Source organism: uncultured Parvibaculum sp. (assembly GCF_963975745.1).
GTDB lineage: Bacteria > Pseudomonadota > Alphaproteobacteria > Parvibaculales > Parvibaculaceae > Parvibaculum.
The window spans coordinates 108069-125496 of record NZ_CAXBIB010000005.1 but is presented as its reverse complement, the minus strand read 5'-3'; the positions used below and the strand labels follow the sequence as shown (position 1 = coordinate 125496).

General features: G+C 65.2%; 18 protein-coding genes and 1 pseudogene. 6 read left to right on the top strand and 13 right to left on the bottom strand.

The window, feature by feature from the left end; all coding sequences use genetic code 11:
• Window positions 1-12 precede the first annotated feature (12 nt).
• The 9 genes and pseudogenes from AAC071_RS05890 to rsmI form a co-directional block, all read right to left on the bottom strand.
• Complete coding sequence (locus AAC071_RS05890) at window positions 13-465, bottom strand: hypothetical protein (RefSeq protein ID WP_339830867.1); 453 nt, start codon at window positions 463-465, stop codon at window positions 13-15.
• On the bottom strand, window positions 450-881 hold the full coding sequence (locus AAC071_RS05885) for a hypothetical protein (RefSeq protein ID WP_339830865.1): 432 nt from the start codon (window positions 879-881) through the stop codon (window positions 450-452). The genes AAC071_RS05890 and AAC071_RS05885 overlap by 16 nt, the downstream gene beginning before the upstream one ends.
• A gap of 70 nt (window positions 882-951) precedes the next feature.
• A pseudogene (locus AAC071_RS05880) lies at window positions 952-1881 on the bottom strand (ATP-binding protein); the annotation flags it as partial.
• Between the two features lie 78 nt (window positions 1882-1959).
• A complete protein-coding gene (locus AAC071_RS05875; protein WP_339830863.1) occupies window positions 1960-3252 on the bottom strand; it encodes a dipeptidase in 1293 nt (430 codons plus the stop codon).
• A 16-nt stretch (window positions 3253-3268) separates the two neighbouring features.
• Entirely contained in the window at window positions 3269-4213 is a 945-nt protein-coding gene (gene gshB / locus AAC071_RS05870; protein ID WP_339830862.1) for a glutathione synthase, read from the bottom strand.
• 100 nt (window positions 4214-4313) lie between these two features.
• The gene (locus tag AAC071_RS05865; RefSeq protein ID WP_339830860.1) at window positions 4314-5165 is read right to left on the bottom strand and encodes a transglutaminase-like domain-containing protein; all 852 of its coding nucleotides are present in this window, start codon (window positions 5163-5165) and stop codon (window positions 4314-4316) included.
• 56 nt (window positions 5166-5221) lie between these two features.
• A complete protein-coding gene (locus AAC071_RS05860) occupies window positions 5222-5794 on the bottom strand; it encodes a BON domain-containing protein (RefSeq protein WP_339830858.1) in 573 nt (190 codons plus the stop codon).
• 64 nt (window positions 5795-5858) lie between these two features.
• Complete coding sequence (locus AAC071_RS05855; RefSeq protein WP_339830857.1) at window positions 5859-6263, bottom strand: YraN family protein; 405 nt, start codon at window positions 6261-6263, stop codon at window positions 5859-5861.
• The gene (gene rsmI / locus AAC071_RS05850; protein WP_339830855.1) at window positions 6250-7128 is read right to left on the bottom strand and encodes a 16S rRNA (cytidine(1402)-2'-O)-methyltransferase; all 879 of its coding nucleotides are present in this window, start codon (window positions 7126-7128) and stop codon (window positions 6250-6252) included. The genes AAC071_RS05855 and rsmI overlap by 14 nt, the downstream gene beginning before the upstream one ends.
• A 138-nt stretch (window positions 7129-7266) precedes the next feature.
• Here rsmI and AAC071_RS05845 point away from each other — a divergent pair, with 138 nt between their 5' ends.
• Complete coding sequence (locus AAC071_RS05845; protein WP_339830853.1) at window positions 7267-8547, top strand: penicillin-binding protein activator; 1281 nt, start codon at window positions 7267-7269, stop codon at window positions 8545-8547.
• Here AAC071_RS05845 and hemW read toward each other — a convergent pair.
• From hemW to rph, 3 genes are read right to left on the bottom strand one after another with little or no spacing between them, the layout of a single operon-like run.
• A complete protein-coding gene (gene hemW / locus AAC071_RS05840; protein WP_339830967.1) occupies window positions 8544-9728 on the bottom strand; it encodes a radical SAM family heme chaperone HemW in 1185 nt (394 codons plus the stop codon). The genes AAC071_RS05845 and hemW overlap by 4 nt on opposite strands.
• Window positions 9706-10314 (bottom strand): RdgB/HAM1 family non-canonical purine NTP pyrophosphatase, encoded by a 609-nt coding sequence (rdgB, locus tag AAC071_RS05835; RefSeq protein WP_339830851.1) that lies wholly within the window; start codon window positions 10312-10314, stop codon window positions 9706-9708. The genes hemW and rdgB overlap by 23 nt, the downstream gene beginning before the upstream one ends.
• Complete coding sequence (gene rph, locus AAC071_RS05830) at window positions 10311-11027, bottom strand: ribonuclease PH (protein WP_339830849.1); 717 nt, start codon at window positions 11025-11027, stop codon at window positions 10311-10313. The genes rdgB and rph overlap by 4 nt, the downstream gene beginning before the upstream one ends.
• 170 nt (window positions 11028-11197) lie before the next feature.
• Here rph and hrcA point away from each other — a divergent pair, with 170 nt between their 5' ends.
• From hrcA to AAC071_RS05815, 3 genes are all read left to right on the top strand, one after another.
• Window positions 11198-12253: a heat-inducible transcriptional repressor HrcA gene (hrcA, locus tag AAC071_RS05825; RefSeq protein ID WP_339830847.1), complete on the top strand. Its 1056-nt coding sequence runs from the start codon at window positions 11198-11200 to the stop codon at window positions 12251-12253.
• Between the two features lie 105 nt (window positions 12254-12358).
• The gene (grpE, locus tag AAC071_RS05820) at window positions 12359-13000 is read left to right on the top strand and encodes a nucleotide exchange factor GrpE (RefSeq protein ID WP_339830845.1); all 642 of its coding nucleotides are present in this window, start codon (window positions 12359-12361) and stop codon (window positions 12998-13000) included.
• Window positions 13001-13084: 84 nt separating this feature from the next.
• Window positions 13085-13789, top strand: a complete 705-nt coding sequence (locus tag AAC071_RS05815) for an NnrU family protein (RefSeq protein WP_339830844.1) — start codon at window positions 13085-13087, stop codon at window positions 13787-13789.
• A gap of 6 nt (window positions 13790-13795) precedes the next feature.
• On the opposite strand, the gene AAC071_RS05810 is transcribed toward AAC071_RS05815, so the two are convergent.
• The gene (locus tag AAC071_RS05810) at window positions 13796-14422 is read right to left on the bottom strand and encodes an alpha-ketoglutarate-dependent dioxygenase AlkB (RefSeq protein ID WP_339830843.1); all 627 of its coding nucleotides are present in this window, start codon (window positions 14420-14422) and stop codon (window positions 13796-13798) included.
• Between the two features lie 113 nt (window positions 14423-14535).
• Between AAC071_RS05810 and AAC071_RS05805 the strand changes: the two genes are divergently transcribed.
• Both AAC071_RS05805 and dnaK read left to right on the top strand, forming a co-directional pair.
• On the top strand, window positions 14536-15078 hold the full coding sequence (locus tag AAC071_RS05805) for a hypothetical protein (protein ID WP_339830841.1): 543 nt from the start codon (window positions 14536-14538) through the stop codon (window positions 15076-15078).
• 385 nt (window positions 15079-15463) lie between these two features.
• Window positions 15464-17392: a molecular chaperone DnaK gene (dnaK, locus tag AAC071_RS05800; protein WP_339830839.1), complete on the top strand. Its 1929-nt coding sequence runs from the start codon at window positions 15464-15466 to the stop codon at window positions 17390-17392.
• Window positions 17393-17428: the final 36 nt, after the last annotated feature.

Genomic DNA, 17428 nt, shown 5'->3' with positions numbered 1-17428 from the left:
CAGCAAAGGGCGTCAAGCATCTTGTGTCTGCCAATTGACCGACAAATGGCCGTCTTTCGGCGGGCGAAAACCGGGTAAGATGTATTTATGGCCAACAAAAAGCTGGAAGTCCGGCTTCCGCGGATCATGCATGCCTACCTTCAAGACTTGGCCGATGTCGGATACGGCAACGGAAAAACCGGTGTTGCCCGGCGGTTCATTGAAAATGCAGTCACAAAGGCGCTGGAAACCGGGATCATTGAAAAGCGAAAGGCGCAAGACTTCGAAGGTGCTGACGATGAGGAGTAGGCGCTTTTGGTGCCGATGATTTTTGTAGGCCTTGGCTTCCTGACCGTCGCCGCCGGTGCGCTGTTCATGCGCTCCCGTGACCGTCCGGGACGGATCGTCATGGTAGCCGGGGCAACGCTCATGCTGGCCGGAATGATATGGCAGACGTTCGGGTGGCTGTTCTAGGCCAGCGTCCAAGCCTTGTAATCCCCGCCGGTCACGGTCCCTATCACCTTCCCGTCTAGCTTGAGCCCGTTAAGACAGGCCCCTATGCGCTTACGGATCAGGACAAAGGTTGCATCGTCGGCGCGAAGGCCCCGGTCCTTGACCCATGCTTCGGTTATGTCGCGGGACGTGACCGGCCCCTTGGCGTCCCGAAGGAACGTCAGGACGAAGCGCCTCACATGGCCGTGGCGGGCGCGGTGCTTGGTGGCGTAACGCTGTATGGCTTCCGGGGTGTTGGCCGGATCGAATAGCGCAATGCAGGCGTCCAGATGGTCTATGTCGCATGTGACCTTGCGGTTCTCAGCGTCCAGATGCTTCCGGAGTTTCAGCAGTTCATCGCGCTTGGCCATAAGGCCAGCGACCGTGTTGGGGCGTTCGGTTTCAGTCATTCCCGGAAAATACCGGCAAAACCCGCCAAATCCCGCTATTCTCTAGTCCCGTTTGCTACCTAATGCCGGGAAACTCGGGCAATTCGTCGAGAAACAGCACACCGCGATGGGCCAGCGAAATCTCGCCCGGCTTGACGCGCAGGCCGCCGCCGACCAGCGCCGGCATCGAGGCCGAGTGATGCGGCGCGCGATAGGGACGGCGGCGGCCGAGGCCGGTCTTCAGCAGTTCGCCGGCCAGCGACGAGACCATCGAGACCTCGAGCATCTCGCGTGGGGCGAGCGGGGGCAGGATGCCGGGCAGGCGTGCGGCCAGCATCGACTTGCCGGAGCCGGGCGGACCGACCATCAGCATGTTGTGGCCGCCGGCCGCGGCGATCTCGAGCGCGCGCTTGGCCGATTCCTGTCCCTTGATGTCGCGCAGATCGGGCACGGGCCCCGCTTCGACCGCCTTCATCGGCGCCGGTTCGGAGAGGACCTGGCTGCCGCGGAAATGATTGACCAGCGCGATGATCGAACGCGGCGCCAGCACGCCGCCGGGATTTGCCGCATCCATGCCGGCCCATGCGGCTTCGGGTCCGCAGGCTTCCGGACAGATCAGCCCCTTGCCGCGCGCATTGGCGGCAACCGCCGCCGGCAGCGCGCCGGCGACCGGGTTGATGGTGCCGTCAAGCGACAATTCGCCGATGGCGACGAAGCGCTCGAGCTCCTGCGCCGGCAGCACGCCCATGACGACCAGCAGGCCGAGCGCGATGGGGAGATCGTAATGGCTGCCTTCCTTGGGCAGATCGGCGGGGGCGAGATTGACCGTGATGCGTTTGGCGGGGAGACCGAGACCGATGGCGTGGAGGGCGGCGCGAACCCGCTCGCGGCTTTCGGCCACCGCCTTGTCGCCAAGGCCGACCACCGAAAACATCACCGTGCCGCTGCCAAGATGGACCTGCACATCGACGGGCCGCGCCTCGACGCCCTGAAAGGCTACCGTCTCGATATGCGCGACCATGCTGCCCCGCCCTGCCCGGTTATCGGGAAAGGCTAGCGCAATGGCACATCAGGTCAAGAACAAATTGAGAACATATGCTTATTTGCGCGCTGCCTCGGCCGCGTCCATGACGCGCATCAGGTTTTCGCCCCAGAGCTTGCCGATCTCTTCTTCGGTGTAGCCGCGGCGGACCAGTTCGGCGGTCACGTTCAGGGTTTCGCCGGCATGCGACCAGCCTTCGATGCCGCCGCCGCCCTGAAAATCCGACGAAATGCCGACATGGTCGATGCCGATCAGATTCACCGCATGGTCGATATGGTCGGCCAGCGTCGCGACTGTCGCACGGGGCCATTTGACGTCGAGGGCGGCAACGCCTTCGGCGAATTTGCGCTTCGTCTCCTCGCTCGCGCCGAAGAAGGCGTCAAGCGATGTCAGACCGAGCGAAGCAGCCAGTTCGCGCCGCGCCGTGACCTTTTCCTCCGGCACCTCGTGCAGATAGGCATCGAAGGCGACGATCTGGATGACGCCGCCTTTTGCGGCCAGCGCCTTCAGTTCCTCATCCGTCATGTTGCGCGGATGGGCGGCCAGCGCATGAACCGCCGAATGCGAGGCGATGACCGGCGCGCGCGACAGTTCGATCGCCTCAAGCGCGGCGGCCTTCGAGGCGTGGCTGACATCGACCATCAGGCCGTGATCATTGGCGCGGGCGATCATGGCGCGGCCGAGCGCCGACAGGCCGCCATGTTCGCCGCCTTCCGCGTCGGTGCGGTCGCCGAACTTCTCCTGCGGCAGGGCGCTGTCGGCGATATCGTTGTGGCCGTTGTGAACGAGGCCGAGATAGCGCGCGCCCAGACCGTAATAGACATCGAGCAATTCGGGCGAACGGCCGGCGACATAGGCATTCTCGATGCCGATCAGTGCGACGCGCTTGCCCTCGCCATGGAGACGGCGAATGTCGGCCGAGGAGCGGGCGAGGCCGATTTCATCCGGATACAGATTATCCGTCATACGGCGAATGGCGGCGAATTTTGCAAAGGCCTCGGCGGCGGCCCCTGCATGACCCGCATCGTCGCGCGCGCCCTGCCCCGCATAGACGACGAAGAAGACCGCGTCGAGCCCGCCTTCGCGCATGCGCGGCAGATCGACCTGCACCGGGTATGCGCCCGGCTTGCCGGGATCATAGATTTCGGTCGCGAAGGTCGAGGGGATATCGACATGTGTGTCGATGGTAATGACGCTTGCATGGATGCGCGCCGCCGTTTCCGCCAGCGTCGGCGGCGGTGTCTCGGCGACGAAGACCGGGCGCAACGTCCAGATGGCGCCGATGATCAGCGCCAGGGCGGTGGCCAGAATGCCGTATCGCACCCATTTCATCTTCACCTTGCCCGGCATTTTCAGGCCTCCCCTTTCAAGCGCCGCGGCGCGCCTCGATCGCGTCCCAGACAAGGCCTGCCAGATTGGCGTTGTCGAAACGGTCGATCTCCTGGATGCCAGTCGGCGAGGTGACGTTGATCTCGGTCAGGAAGTCGCCGATGACGTCGATGCCGACGAAGATCAGGCCGCGCTTCTTCAGCTCCGGTCCGATCATCTCGCAGATTTCGCGTTCGCGCTTCGTCAGCGACCATTTTTCGGGGCGGCCGCCGACATGCATGTTGGAGCGCGACTCGCCCTCGGCCGGCACGCGGTTGATGGCGCCGACGGGGCGCCCCTCGACCAGGATGATGCGCTTGTCGCCCTGCCGCACTTCGGGGAGATATTTCTGCACGATCACCGGCTCGCGATTCATCTGGCCGAAGATTTCCAGGAGCGAATTGAGGTTTTCATCGCCTTCGCGGATGCGGAAGACGCCGATGCCGCCATTGCCGAACAGCGGCTTGACGATGATGTCACCGAATTCACGGCGAAAGGCGCGGATCTCCTCCGGATCGCGGCTGATCAGCGTCGGCGGCAGCAGACCCTTGAAGCGCACCGCAAAAAGCTTTTCCGGCGCGTTCCTGACCTCGGCCGGATCGTTCACGACCAGCGTTTTCGGATGCACGGTCTCGAGAATATGCGTCGCCGTGATGTAGCTCATGTCGAAAGGCGGGTCCTGGCGCATCAACACCACGTCGAGATCCTCGAGGAAGGTCCTTTCGAGGCTGCCCAAGGTCGAATGATTGCCGATCTCGCGGCGCAGCGTCATCGGCCGCATGCGCGCATAGGCGCGGCCGTCGCGCATCGAGAGATCCTTAGGCTCGTAGTAAAAGAGGCGGTGGCCGCGACGCTGCGCCTCCAGCCCCAGCGCAAAGGTCGAGTCGGCATTGATGTTGATCTGATGGACCGGATCCATCTGGATGGCGACGGCAAGGCTCATGCTCATTTCTCGCATTCATTCGCTGGCAGGCATTCGCAGGCAGGGCCCGCGCGGGCTCGGGGAAAGATGGGGGGAGCGCTCCGGCTTTGCGAGAAAAAAATCAGTTGAGGCGGGTCTTGAGGCGACGCAGGGCCTCTTCGGCCATGCCGGCAATGCGAATTTCGCCGAGATCGGCCGCCATGTCGCGGCAGGCTTCGAAGGCATGGGCGGCGGCACCCATGTGGCCGGCATGCACCTCGAGGCGGCCGAGTTCGAAACGCAGGCCGGCCCGCTGCGGCGCCAGCCAGATCATGCGCAGCACGATCTCGCGGGCCCGGACAAAGTCGCCGGCCTTGACGGCGCGGCCCAGAATGTTGTTTTCGAGCCTGAGCAGAATGTCGCGTGGGCCGACCGGCTCGCAGGCCTCGGGCGTCAGCCGCGCATCGGGCCCCTCGACACCGCGCAGCAGCGTCAGCAGGTCGGCGGCGGTCAGGGCGCGGCCGCCATTGAACGGATCGAGTACCGTTGCCTCGCCGGCACTGCGCAGCCTGAGCACGAAATGGCCCGGGAAATTCAGGCCGCTCAGATCGAGACCCAGCTTCGTGCCGACATGAAGATAGAGAATGCCCAGCGTGACCGGCAGACCCTTGCGGCGATCGATCACGTCGGCGAGGTTGGCATTGCGCGGATCGTCATAGGTTTCGGTATCGCCGAGATAGCGATAACGGCCGGCAACAACGCCGGCCAGTGCGCCCGCGACGATGCCGGGCGGCGCATCCCGCACGTCGCCCGAAAGGGTGTCGGCGGCCACCGCGGCCAGTTCGTCGAGATGCGCGAGATAGGGAGCGGGTTCGAATTCGGGCCGATCGAGCGCCGCCAGCGTCAGCGCCAGTCGTGCAAGGTCGAGTTTGTCGTCGGGCATCGCGCCCGCCCGCTGCAACTCGCCTTCCATGCTGCCCATCGTTCCGTCCATGCGCCGATCATGACGCGGGACGGGCCGGGGATGCAAGTGCGCGCAGGCCCACGCCCTCAGCGCCTGCCGACCTCGACATAGGAAACGACGTTCCGGACGCCCGAAACGCTGCGCGCATGAGCGATGACGCGATCGAGCTCGGCGCGGTCGCGCGCCGTGCCCATCAGATAGACGGTCCCGCGCACGGTCTCGATCGAATAGTTGATGCCGCTGACATTGCTGTCGCCGGTCAGGCGCGCCCGCAGCTTGGTCGTGATTGCCGTGTCGCTCATCGCCTGCATGAAGCCGGCGCTCTCGCCAACCTGCAATTCGTTGATGACCTCCCTGACGCCACCGATCGTCCAGACGATGCGCGTCACCGTCACGCGATCTTCGGGCTTCGGCACGATGCCCGACAACAACACGCGGCCGTTGCGAACCTGGGTGGCGACGCCCTTGTAGAGATTGCCGTCTTCGGCCAGAAGCTTGCGGTTGATTTCAAAGGATATTTCATTGTCGTCGAGCGCCTGTTCGAGGCCGCGATCCTGGGCCGCACCGACCGCCGCCGCACCGCCCGCGCCGACGACCAGCGGCACACAACCGCCCAGGGTCAGCAGGGCCAGAACCAGAGCCGCCAAAGACATTCGCATATCAAACCTCCAGATCGGGTGCCCCGGACTCGCGGCTGCAGATGGCCTGACCGCTGCGGCAAGATTAAGGCCGCCATGCATCCACGAGATGACGCGGCAGCCGGCGTGGCGCAACCAGAACCAGATCGAAACGGATATCGAGCCCGGCCAGGACCGGACGCATGGCCAGCAGGTGATCGGCCGCGCGCACCAGGCGCTGCTGCTGACGCGGCAACAGCGCTTCGACCGCGCGCTCGCCGGCCATCCCGTTTCTTGCGCTGGCCTTGACCTCGACAATGACCAGTGTCCGGCCGCGACGGGCGACCATGTCGATCTCCCCGGCCCGGGTTTTCAGGCGGCGCTCCAGAATGTGGTAGCCCTTGAGGCGCAGCCAGAAGGCGGCCAGGGTTTCGGCGCGCAAGCCGAGGCTGTGGGCGGCGCGGCCACGCGCGGAATTGCCCTTTCTTGTCCCGCCTTCAATCCTTCGCATCCGCAATTTCCAGGGCGCGGGCATAGATCTCGCGGCGCGGCAGTCCGGTCATCGAGACGACTTCGGCGACCGCATCCTTGAGACTTGCACGGCGCAGGGCGTTTTCAAGCATTGCGTCGATCTCGTGCGCGCAAAGCGCGGCGCGCTTTTCCGGCGGTCCGACCACGATGACGATCTCACCCCGGGGCGGGCCCGCATCCACATAATGGGCCGCCAGTTCGCTCAGCGTTCCGCGCCGCACTTCCTCGAATTTCTTGGTCAGTTCGCGGGCCACCGCCGCTGCGCGGGGACCGAGCGCCGCCGCCATGTCATCGAGCGAGGCCGCCAGACGGTTGGCGCTTTCAAGAAAGACCAGCGTTGCCGGGATGGCCGCCAGTTCGGTCAGCTCCTTGCGCCGCGCTTCCTGTTTCGCGCTCAGGAAGCCGCCGAAGAAAAAGCGGTCGGTCGGCAGGCCCGCCAGGGTCAACGCCGCCAGCACCGAGGAGGCACCCGGCAGCGTCGTCACCGCGTGCCCGGCCGCCACCGCCTCGCGCACCAGCTTGAGACCCGGATCGGAGACCAGCGGCGTGCCTGCATCCGAGACCAGCGCAATCGCCTCGCCGGCCTCCAGCCGCTTCAGGATGCGCGGACGCATCTCGGCCGCGTTGTGGTCGTGATAGGGCGCGGTGCGCGCCTCGATATGGTGAATGGCAAAGAGCTTGGCGGTGACCCGTGTGTCCTCGCACAGAACCAGATCGGCGCGGGCCAGCACATCGAGCGCGCGCAGCGTGATGTCACCGGCATTGCCGATCGGCGTCGCCGTGACATAGAGACCGGGCGCAAGGCGGCCGGCGGCGGATACAGGTCTTGCGGGTTTTTCATTCATCGCGGGCGACCTTGCGCCCGGAAGGGACTTTTTGGCAAGACGGGGCGCCGGCGCCGCGGCGCGCCCGGTTTACTTGGCGGGGCGCGGACAGTACCCTTTGCCGACGCCACCCTTTTGTTCGTTCAAGGAAAATTCCCGGTGACAGACGCCCGCCCCTTGTGTTCCGGCCATTTGCGTTCCGGCCTTCGGGCGTTGGCTGTTCTCGGTCTCGGCCTGATGCTGGCCGGCTGCAACGGCCTTGGCGGCCGAACGGCACCCCCCGTGGTGGTCGCGCCGCCGCCCACCGTCCAGGTCCAGCCGCCGCCGCGCGTCGATGTGCCGGCCATGCGCGATCCCGCACGCTTCTACACGCCGGCGCATATGGCCGGCGCGCAGCCGATCCGGGTCGCGCTGCTGCTGCCCTTCAATTCGCCGCGCGACAATGTGCGGACGCTTTCCAATGCAATCTACAATGCGGCGCAGCTGGCGTTGTTCGAGTTCGACAACCGGCAGATCATGCTGATCCCCAAGGCGACCGGCGGTACGTCCGGCGGTGCACAGCGCGCCGCTCAGGAAGCGCTGGGTGCCGGCGCCGACCTCATTCTCGGTCCGCTCTTTGCCGAAGAGGTGACTGCCGTCGCGCCGCTTGCCGCCGGCGCCCGCGTGCCGGTCGTCGCCTTCTCCTCCGACAGTTCGGTCGCCGGCAACGGCGTCTACCTGCTCTCCTTCCCGCTCGACCAGGACATCGAGCGGATCGTCGAATTCGCAACCCTGCAGGGCCTGCAGCGCTTCGGTGCGCTGTACCCGCAAGGCACCTATGGCGACCGGGCGCGGAGCGCGTTCGAACAGGCCGTTGCCGCAAGGGCCGGCCTGGTCGTCGCCGCGACTTCCTATCCGGCGGATTCGGACGGCATGTACGAGCCGGCCCGGCGCATTGCCGCCAGCTATGGCGAGGGAAGCTTCCAGGCCCTGTTCCTTCCCGAAGGCGGCGCGCAGCTCAAAACGATTTCTCCGCTGCTCCCCTATTACGATCTCGACCCGCGGCAGGTGAAGTTTCTCGGCACCGGGCTCTGGGACGATCCGTCGCTGGCGCTTGAGCCGCCGCTTCACGGCGCGTGGTTTCCGGCACCGCCACCCGAAGGCCATGCGCAGTTCCTGACCCGCTACAAGCGCGCCTATGGCAGCACCACACCGCCGCGCATCGCCAGTCTCGGCTATGACGCGGCAAGCCTTGCGGTTGCGCTGGCAACGCGGCCGGCCGGCGAGCGCTTCAGCGCCGAAGCGTTGACCGACCCGGACGGCTTTGCAGGCGTCGATGGCATTTTCCGGTTCATGCCGGACGGGCGGACCGAACGCGGTCTTGCAGTGATGGAAATCCGGGCTGGCGGTGCGGTGGTCGTCGATCCGGCACCGACCAGTTTCCGTCCCCCGCTCTTCTAGGCCAGCAGGCGCGCCAGCAACGCATCGAGGACGAGGCGACCTTCGGCGCTGGCGCGGATATGGTCGCCGTCGCGGATCAGCAAGCCGTCCGCCGCGAGGCTTTCAATGCGGGCAGCATCGAGCGGACGGCCGGCGAGGCGTTCATAGCGCGCGCAGGAGACGCCCTCCTCGAGACGCAGTCCCATCAGCATCAGTTCGTCGCCCTGCTCGGCCGGCGAAATCTCTTCGGCCGCCTCGAGGCCATGACCCGATCGTTCGGCCGCCTCGATCCACGCCCCGGGCGTACGCAACGTTCGGGTCGCCAGATGGCGCGCACCGGACCGGATGCGGCCATGCGCACCGGGACCGACACCGGCATAATCGCCATATCGCCAATAGACGAGATTGTGCCGGCATTCGGCGCCGCGCCGCGCATAGTTCGAAACCTCATAGGCCGTCATCCCGGCCTCGGCGCAGATTGCGCCGGTCAATTCGTAAAGTGCGGCCGCGTCTTCCTCGGCCGGCAACGCGAATGCACCCTTCTCGTAAAGACGCGCAAAGGCCGTTTCGGGCTCGATGGTCAGTTGATAGAGCGAGAGGTGGTCGGCGGCATGCGCCAGCGCCCCGCGCAGTTCCCTTTCCCAGGCCGCGCGTGTCTGGCCGGGGCGCGCATAGATCAGATCGAAGGAAAGGCGCGGGAAGGTTTCGCGGGCCAGCGCGATGGCGCGGAGCGCCTCGTCGGCGGTGTGCAGGCGGCCGAGAAACCTCAGTTGCGCGTCATCAAGCGACTGCACGCCCAGCGAGAGACGATTGACGCCGGCCGATGCATAGCCGCGAAAACGTGTCGCCTCGACGCTGGTCGGATTGGCTTCAAGCGTGATCTCGAGATCGTCATCGACGGGCCAGAGCGCATGGATGCGCTGCAGCACAGCATCGACCGTCGGCACTTCCATCAGCGAGGGCGTGCCGCCGCCGAAGAAGATCGAACGGACGCGGCGGGGGCCCGTCAGCCCGCGCATGTGCTCGAGTTCGCGCGTCAGCGCGGCGGCCCAGCGCGCCTGATCGACCGAGGCGACAACATGGGAATTGAAGTCGCAATAGGGGCATTTCGACTGACAGAAGGGCCAGTGCACGTAAATGCCGAAGCACGGCGCCGATTCCTGACCGTCCGCCGACGGATCAATTTGCGGTGAAGCAGGCATCGACAAGCTGACGGAAGGCATGGGCACGATGCGAGATCGCATGCTTCTTCTCCGGCTCCATTTCGCCGAAGGTGATGTCATGGCCGTCGGCGACGAATATCGGATCGTAGCCGAAGCCCTTTTCGCCGCGCGGCGGCCAGACGAGTTCGCCGTCCACCCTGCCCTCGAAATATTCGACATGCCCGTCGGGCCAGGCCAGCGCCAGGCCGCAGATGAAATGCGCCCGCGTGTCATGCGGGCCGGCTTCGACCATGCCGCGACGGAGCTTTTCCATCGCGAAGTCGAAATCCTTTGTCGGCCCCGCCCAGCGCGCCGAATGGATGCCGGGGGCGCCCGACAGGGCTTCGACGCAAAGGCCGGAATCGTCGGCCAGCGCCGGCAGGTTGGCGGCACGGGCCGCAGCCAGCGCCTTCAGTTCGGCATTCTCGCGAAAGCTGGCGCCGGTTTCTTCGGGTTCGGGCAGTCCGAGTTCGCCGGCCGAGACGGTTTCGACCGCGAAAGGCGCCAGCAGATCGCCGATCTCGCGCACCTTGCCCGGATTGTGGCTTGCGACCACCAGGCGGCCGCCCCCGAAGCGGCGCGTCATCCCGCGACCGCCGCCTTCTGCCGGATCACGAGATCGGCGATGGCCGATTTCGCCAGCCCGAGAAGCTTCGAGAGTTCGTCCTCGCTGAAAGGCTCGCCTTCGGCCGTGCCCTGCACTTCGCAGATGCCGCCCTTGCCGGTAATGACGAAATTGGCGTCGGTATCGGCTTCGGAATCCTCGGCATAGTCGAGATCGACCACCGGCACGCCGTTGTAGATGCCGCAGGAGATCGCTGCGACATGGTCCTTCAGCACCGGGCCCGACAGCATCGAGCGGGCGCGCATCCACTCGATGCATTGATGGAGCGCCACCCAGGCACCGGTGATCGAGGCGGTGCGGGTGCCGCCATCGGCCTGCAGCACGTCGCAATCGACCGAAATCTGACGCTCGCCCAGCGCACGGAGATCGACGATGGTGCGCAGCGAGCGGCCGATCAGGCGCTGGATTTCCTGCGTGCGGCCCGATTGCTTGCCGGTCGAGGCCTCGCGGCGCATCCGTTCATGGGTCGAGCGCGGCAGCATGCCGTATTCGGCCGTCACCCAGCCCTTGCCGCCGCCCTTGAGGAAAGGCGGGACGCGCTCTTCGAGGCTGGCCGTGCACAGCACATGGGTGTCGCCGAAGCGGACCAGGCAGGAGCCCTCGGCGTGCTTGGCGACGCCCGGTTCGAAGGTGACCTGACGCATTTCATGGGGCTGACGGCCGGAAGGGCGCATTGTCGGGATTCCGATCTCTGTCTCGAATGGTTGGCGGCTGTTTTCGGGGGCCTTAGTACCCCGGCGCGGGCGAAGCGTAAAGGAAACCGGTCCATCAATTGACGCGGCGCCCCGCGCTACCTAGATTTGTCACCGCTTTCAGACACTTACGGAAAGGACAGGGACAGCACATGGTGGCCGTCAAGGATCTCAACGAGCGTTCGCGCGAGATCCTGCGTCGCGTGGTGGAGAGCTATCTCGAAACCGGCGAGCCGGTCGGCTCGCGCATCCTGTCGCGGCAGCTTCCGATCTCGCTCTCTGCCGCCTCGATCCGCAATGTGATGTCGGATCTGGAGTCCCTGGGACTGATCTTTTCGCCACATACCAGCGCCGGCCGGCTGCCGACCGAGGCGGGCCTGCGGATGTTCGTCGACGGGTTGCTCGAGATCGGCGATCTCAGCGACGAGGAACGCAAGACGATCGAGCGGCAAGTGGCAGGCTCGCACAAGAATGTCGAGGATGTGCTGGACGAGGCGTCGAAGCTGTTGTCGGGCCTCAGCCATGCGGCCGGTTTCGTCGTCGCGCCGACCTATGACGCGGCGCTGAAACATCTCGAATTCGTGCCGATCGACGGAGAGCGGGCGCTGGTCGTCATCGTGACCGAGGGCGGCGCGGTCGAGAACCGGGTTATCGAGATCCCCAAGGGGCTGACGCCGTCGGCTCTGGCCGAGGCCACCAACTATCTCAATGCACAGTTGCGCGGCAAGACGCTGGACGAGGCCAAGACGCATCTTGCCCGCGACATGGAGACGCGCAAGGCCGAACTCAACGCGCTGACCGCCAAGGTCATCGAGGCCGGGCTTGCCACCTGGTCGGGCACGGGCGGCAGCAACGATCCGCTCAGCAAGTCGCTGATCGTGCGCGGACGCTCGCGGCTTCTCGAAGACGTGCATGCGATGGAGGATCTCGAGCGCATCCGGCTGCTTTTCGACGATCTCGAGAACAAGCGGGACCTGGTGCAGCTGCTGGGGCTGGCCGAGCAGGCCGACGGGGTGCGCATTTTCATCGGTTCCGAGAACAAGCTGTTCTCGCTGTCGGGTTCGTCGCTGATCGTCAGCCCCTATATGGATGCCCAGCAGCATGTGGTGGGGGTGCTGGGGGTGATCGGGCCGACGCGGCTCAATTACGCGCGCGTGATCCCGATGGTCGACTACACGGCGAAACTGGTCGGCCGGCTGATCAATTGACGCAGGCCGGCACCGGTCCGGACGGGTTGACATCTCGCGCCCCGGCGCGCACATGCACTCGCCGGAACAGCCCACAGAACTGACATGGACGCAAACGGTAGCCCCATGAGTGACGACAAGAACAAGAACGAAACTGAAACGCCGGAAACGGCCGAGAATCTGGCCGAGACGCTGGCGGCCGAGCCGGCCGGGCAGGGCGAGGCCCGTGACGCGGCAGGTCCCGATGCGGCGGCCGGACCGGATGCCGCCATGCTCGAGGCCGAGATTGCCGAACTCAAGGACCGGCTGCTGCGCGTTTCCGCCGAAATGGAAAACACCCGCAAACGCGCCGAGCGCGACAAGGCCGATGCGACACGCTATGCGGCCGCCAATTTCGCGCGCGACATGCTGCAGGTGGCCGACAATCTGCGCCGCGCCATCGGCACGCTGAAGGATGACGAGCGCGCAGCGGCGGCCGAGAGCGTCAAGGCGATGGTCGAGGGCGTCGAAATGACCGAACGCCAGCTGCTGTCGATTTTCGAGCGCCACGGCATCCGCGAAATCACGCCGCAGCCGGGCGAACGCTTCGATCCCAACCTGCATGAAGCGATGTTCGAAGTGCCGGGCACCGAGCATCCCGCCGGCACAGTGGTTCACGTGCTCGAGGGCGGCTACATGATTGGCGAACGCCTTCTGCGCGCGGCGCGGGTCGGTGTCGCCAAGGCCGAGGGTGCCGCGACCGGCGGCAATGTCGACACGACGGCCTGAGCACACTTGCCCCTTGTGCCGGGCGCCGCATCACGCCATGATCATAACGCTGTTATAACGCAGCGGCAGGCGGAGGAGGATGCGATGCTCGAACTTTGGGCGGCGGCGGCTTTTTTTCTGGCAATTCATCTGGTTGTGGCCGGCTCGGGCCTGCGCGACCGGATTGTCGGCACGATCGGCGAGAAACCTTATCTCGGCCTCTTCTCGCTGGTCTCGATTGGCGGCATCGTCTGGCTTTCCATGGCCTATAACGGGGCGCTCACCGGCCCCAATCCGCTCTACTGGGTCGCCCCGCTCTGGGCGCTGCATCTCTCGCCATTGATCATCCTTGTCGCCGCGCTCTTTGCCGTGATCGGCGTCACGACGGCCAACCCGACGGCGGTCGGCGCCGAAGCGCTCGCGACCAACCCCGACACGGTGCGGGGCATGCTGCGCATCACGCGGCATCCGTTTCTGTGGGGCGTTGCGATCTGGGCACTGTGGCATCTGCTGATCAATGGCGATCAGGCTTCGATCATCTTCTTCGGCACCTTCGCGCTGCTGGCCCTACTCGGCACTTTCTCGATCGACGACAAGCGCGAGCGAAAGATGGGAGAGGCCTGGCGCGACTTCGCCTCGAAGACCTCCAATCCGCCTTTTCTCGCCATTGTCGCCGGCCGCAACAGCCTGAAGCCCGGCGAACTTGGCTGGTGGCGAATCCTCGTCGCGCTGATTGTCTTCGGCGCCTTGTTTTACGGGCATTTGTGGGCTTTCGGCGTTTCGCCGGTGCCGGGCTGGTATCCGTACTGACGGATCTCAGCCGGGCCGGGTCACGCGGCGGAGCGTCAGGTTGATGCGGCCGCCGCCCGGGATCAGCCGCGAGGAACCGAAAACCAGCCGGTCGACGCCGTGAAAGCGCAGGCGCGACGGCCCGCCCATCACCAGCACATCGCCGGAAGAGAGTCTGAAGCTTTTCGATCTGTCGCTGCGGGCGAATCCGCCGACGCGGAAAATGCATGTGTCGCCCAGCGAGAGCGAGACCACCGGCGCATCAAGTGCCTGTTCATCCTCATCGCGGTGCAGACCCATGCGCGCGCCGGGATGGTCGTAGAGATTGACCAGGCAGCATTCGGGTGGCGCCGGATAGGCCGCGAGATCGTCCCAGAGCGCCAGTAGTGCTGCGGGTATGGCCGGCCAGGAGGCGTCGTTAACCTCGTTTTTCGGCGCATAGCCATAGCCGTCCGGCCGCGACACCCAGCCCAGCGGCCCGAAATTGGTCTGATGGATCGACCAGGGCTTGCCGGTGCGGGGCATGCGCGGGCGATAGGGCGGCGTCCCCTCGAAAGCCCGCATCAGCGCCGACACCAGCGCCTGCTGGGCGGCCTCGTCCAGCAGGCGCGGATAGAGCGCCAGACCTTCAAATCCCGTGTCGACCGGTTTCATGATTTTCAGTATAGCGGCAAAAGAGACTGCTCGATTTTTGACACTTGCAGTGTCATATTGCCCGCCGGCCGGACGAAAGGCGTCCGGCCTCATCCAGAGCGGAGGGGTGCGCGATGATGAGGGTGTTCGGGATATTTCTGGCTGCTGCCCTGCTTTCGGGCTGCGCAGCGGCCGTCATGCAGGGCGCAACGCGGGCGAGCGACAATGCCCGCATTCTCGCGAACGAGGATGCGGCCGCGGCAGGAGACGTCGAGGCTCAGATGAAGATGGGCGACAGCCATTGCTGCACCATCGCAGGCTCCACCGGCGTTCTCAACAACCAGAAGGCGACCGAATGGTACTGCAAGGCGGCGCGGCAGGGCGACCGGCGCGCCAAATACGAGCTCGGGCGCATCTATTCGGGCGATCTCGTGCGCGGCATGAATGCGCCAGCCAAGCTCGGCGCGCTGGTCACGACGCAGCGCGAGAACAAGCCGCTGGCGCTGATGTGGTTCAACCTCGCGGCCGAGGCCGGCGATGACGATGCGGCCCGGAAAGCGGCGCGGCTCAGCGAGGACATGACCGCGCCCGAGCGGTTGCAGGCCAGCGTTCGGCAGCAGGACTGGCGGAACCAGGCCTGCGAGTGGAATGCGGTCTATCCGGACAATCCGCTCTAGGCGTCCGGTCGGAACGGAAAGAGAGACGGACGGCGCTGGGGTACACGCCGTCCGTCTTGCATTCTGCTGCCGCCAGACGATCCGGGTTCCGAAAAGGAATGCGCTGTGATGGCCACTGAGTCCCAAATGCCGCGCTTCCTGTGGCCATATTGCCGCATCAACGCTTGCGGGGCGTGAAACCCAAACCTATATACAGCGCAACCGTTTCAACCCCCGTGCCGGGGATTTTGAGGGCCCGCCCCTGGGGAGCCCTTGAGCCCGCGGGACGGACAACCCCTTTTCAGGGGGCCGGTTTCGACCGGGAGCGTCCGCACGGGCGCCTCCTGGAACACCGCGGGCGCCAGATGTGGCCCGCCCGGCCCGCCGCAATGTGAGGACAAGGACAATGGCTAAAGTTATCGGTATCGACCTCGGCACGACCAATTCCTGCGTCGCCGTGATGGAAGGCAAGACCGCCAAGGTGATCGAGAACGCCGAAGGCGCCCGTACCACGCCCTCCATGGTCGCCTTTACCGCCGATGGCGAGCGCCTGGTCGGCCAGTCGGCCAAGCGGCAAGCCGTCACCAACCCGTCCAACACACTGTTCGCCATCAAGCGTCTTATCGGCCGCTCCTACGAAGACCCGACCACCCAGAAGGACAAGGGCATGGTGCCCTACAACATCGTCAAGGCGCCGAATGGCGACGCCTGGGTGGAAGCACATGGCGAGAAATATTCGCCTTCGCAGATTTCGGCCTTCATCCTGCAGAAGATGAAGGAAACAGCCGAAAGCTATCTCGGCGAAAAGGTCGAGAAGGCCGTCATCACGGTTCCCGCCTATTTCAACGACGCCCAGCGCCAGGCAACCAAGGACGCCGGCAAGATCGCGGGGCTTGAAGTGCTGCGCATCATCAACGAGCCGACGGCGGCCGCTCTCGCCTACGGGCTCGACAAGAAGGAAGGCGAGCTGATCGCGGTCTACGACCTTGGCGGCGGCACCTTCGACGTCTCGATCCTTGAAATCGGCGACGGCGTCTTCGAAGTCAAATCGACCAATGGCGACACGTTCCTTGGCGGCGAGGACTTCGACATGCGCCTGGTCAATTATCTCGCCGACGAATTCAAGAAAGAGAACGGCATCGACCTGCGGGGCGACAAGCTGGCGCTGCAGCGGCTGAAGGAAGCCGCCGAGAAGGCCAAGATCGAGCTTTCCTCGGCGACGCAGACCGAAGTCAACCTGCCTTTCATCACGGCAGACGCGTCGGGCCCGAAACATCTCACCATGAAGATTACCCGTGCCAAGCTCGAAGCGCTTGTCGAAGACCTGGTCCAGCGCACGATCGATCCCTGCAAGGCCGCATTGAAGGACGCCGGCGTCACGGCCGGGCAGATCAATGAAATCGTGCTGGTCGGCGGCCAGTCGCGCATGCCGAAGATCCGTGAAGCGGTAAAGCAGTTCTTCGGCAAAGAGCCGAACATGAGCGTCAACCCGGATGAAGTGGTCGCCATGGGCGCCGCGATCCAGGCCGGCGTGTTGCAGGGCGACGTCAAGGACGTGCTGCTGCTCGACGTGACGCCGCTGTCGCTCGGTATCGAGACGCTGGGCGGCGTGTTCACGCGTCTCATCGAACGCAACACGACGATCCCGACCAAGAAGGCACAGACTTTCTCGACGGCCGAGGACAACCAGTCGGCGGTGACGATCCGCGTCTTCCAGGGCGAGCGCGAGATGGCAGCCGACAACAAGCTGCTCGGTCAGTTCGACCTTGTCGGTATTCCGTCAGCGCCGCGCGGCGTGCCGCAGATCGAGGTTGCCTTCGACATCGACGCCAACGGCATCGTCAACGTGTCGGCCAAGGACAAGGCGACCAACAAGGAACAGACGATCCGCATCGAGGCGTCGGGCGGTCTGTCCGAAGCCGATATCGAAAAGATGGTCAAGGACGCCGAGGCGCATGCCGAGGAAGACCGGAAGCGGCGCGAAGAAGCCGAGACCCGCAACCACGGCGAAGCGCTAGCCAATTCAACCGAGAAGATGCTGGCCGAGAACGCCGACAAGGTTCCGGCCGATGTGAAGTCCGAAGTCGAAACCGCGCTGGAAGCCTTGAAGACCGCGCTCACGGGCGGCGACACTGCCGACATCAAGGCCAAGACCGATGCGTTGACACAGGTGTCGATGAAACTCGGCGAGGCGCTCTACAAGGCGGCCCAGGCCGAAGCCCAGACCGACGAGGCCGGCGGCGGTACGGATACCGATGGCGGGCGCGAAAATGTCGTCGATGCCGACTTCGAGGAAGTCGACGACGACAAGAAAGATCAGGACAAGTCCGCCTGATCAGGGGCCTTGAGATGATGCCCGTATTCTCCACAC

Coding starts and splice junctions, on each gene's coding strand:
- AAC071_RS05885 (WP_339830865.1), bottom strand. CDS start 881: ATGACTGAAACCGAACGCCCCAACACGGTCGCTGGCCTTATGGCCAAG.
- AAC071_RS05875 (WP_339830863.1), bottom strand. CDS start 3,252: ATGCCGGGCAAGGTGAAGATGAAATGGGTGCGATACGGCATTCTGGCC.
- gshB (WP_339830862.1), bottom strand. CDS start 4,213: ATGAGCCTTGCCGTCGCCATCCAGATGGATCCGGTCCATCAGATCAAC.
- AAC071_RS05865 (WP_339830860.1), bottom strand. CDS start 5,165: ATGGACGGAACGATGGGCAGCATGGAAGGCGAGTTGCAGCGGGCGGGC.
- AAC071_RS05860 (WP_339830858.1), bottom strand. CDS start 5,794: ATGCGAATGTCTTTGGCGGCTCTGGTTCTGGCCCTGCTGACCCTGGGC.
- AAC071_RS05855 (WP_339830857.1), bottom strand. CDS start 6,263: ATGCGAAGGATTGAAGGCGGGACAAGAAAGGGCAATTCCGCGCGTGGC.
- rsmI (WP_339830855.1), bottom strand. CDS start 7,128: ATGAATGAAAAACCCGCAAGACCTGTATCCGCCGCCGGCCGCCTTGCG.
- hemW (WP_339830967.1), bottom strand. CDS start 9,728: ATGCCTGCTTCACCGCAAATTGATCCGTCGGCGGACGGTCAGGAATCG.
- rdgB (WP_339830851.1), bottom strand. CDS start 10,314: ATGACGCGCCGCTTCGGGGGCGGCCGCCTGGTGGTCGCAAGCCACAAT.
- rph (WP_339830849.1), bottom strand. CDS start 11,027: ATGCGCCCTTCCGGCCGTCAGCCCCATGAAATGCGTCAGGTCACCTTC.
- hrcA (WP_339830847.1), top strand. CDS start 11,198: ATGGTGGCCGTCAAGGATCTCAACGAGCGTTCGCGCGAGATCCTGCGT.
- grpE (WP_339830845.1), top strand. CDS start 12,359: ATGAGTGACGACAAGAACAAGAACGAAACTGAAACGCCGGAAACGGCC.
- AAC071_RS05815 (WP_339830844.1), top strand. CDS start 13,085: ATGCTCGAACTTTGGGCGGCGGCGGCTTTTTTTCTGGCAATTCATCTG.
- AAC071_RS05810 (WP_339830843.1), bottom strand. CDS start 14,422: ATGAAACCGGTCGACACGGGATTTGAAGGTCTGGCGCTCTATCCGCGC.
- AAC071_RS05805 (WP_339830841.1), top strand. CDS start 14,536: ATGATGAGGGTGTTCGGGATATTTCTGGCTGCTGCCCTGCTTTCGGGC.
- dnaK (WP_339830839.1), top strand. CDS start 15,464: ATGGCTAAAGTTATCGGTATCGACCTCGGCACGACCAATTCCTGCGTC.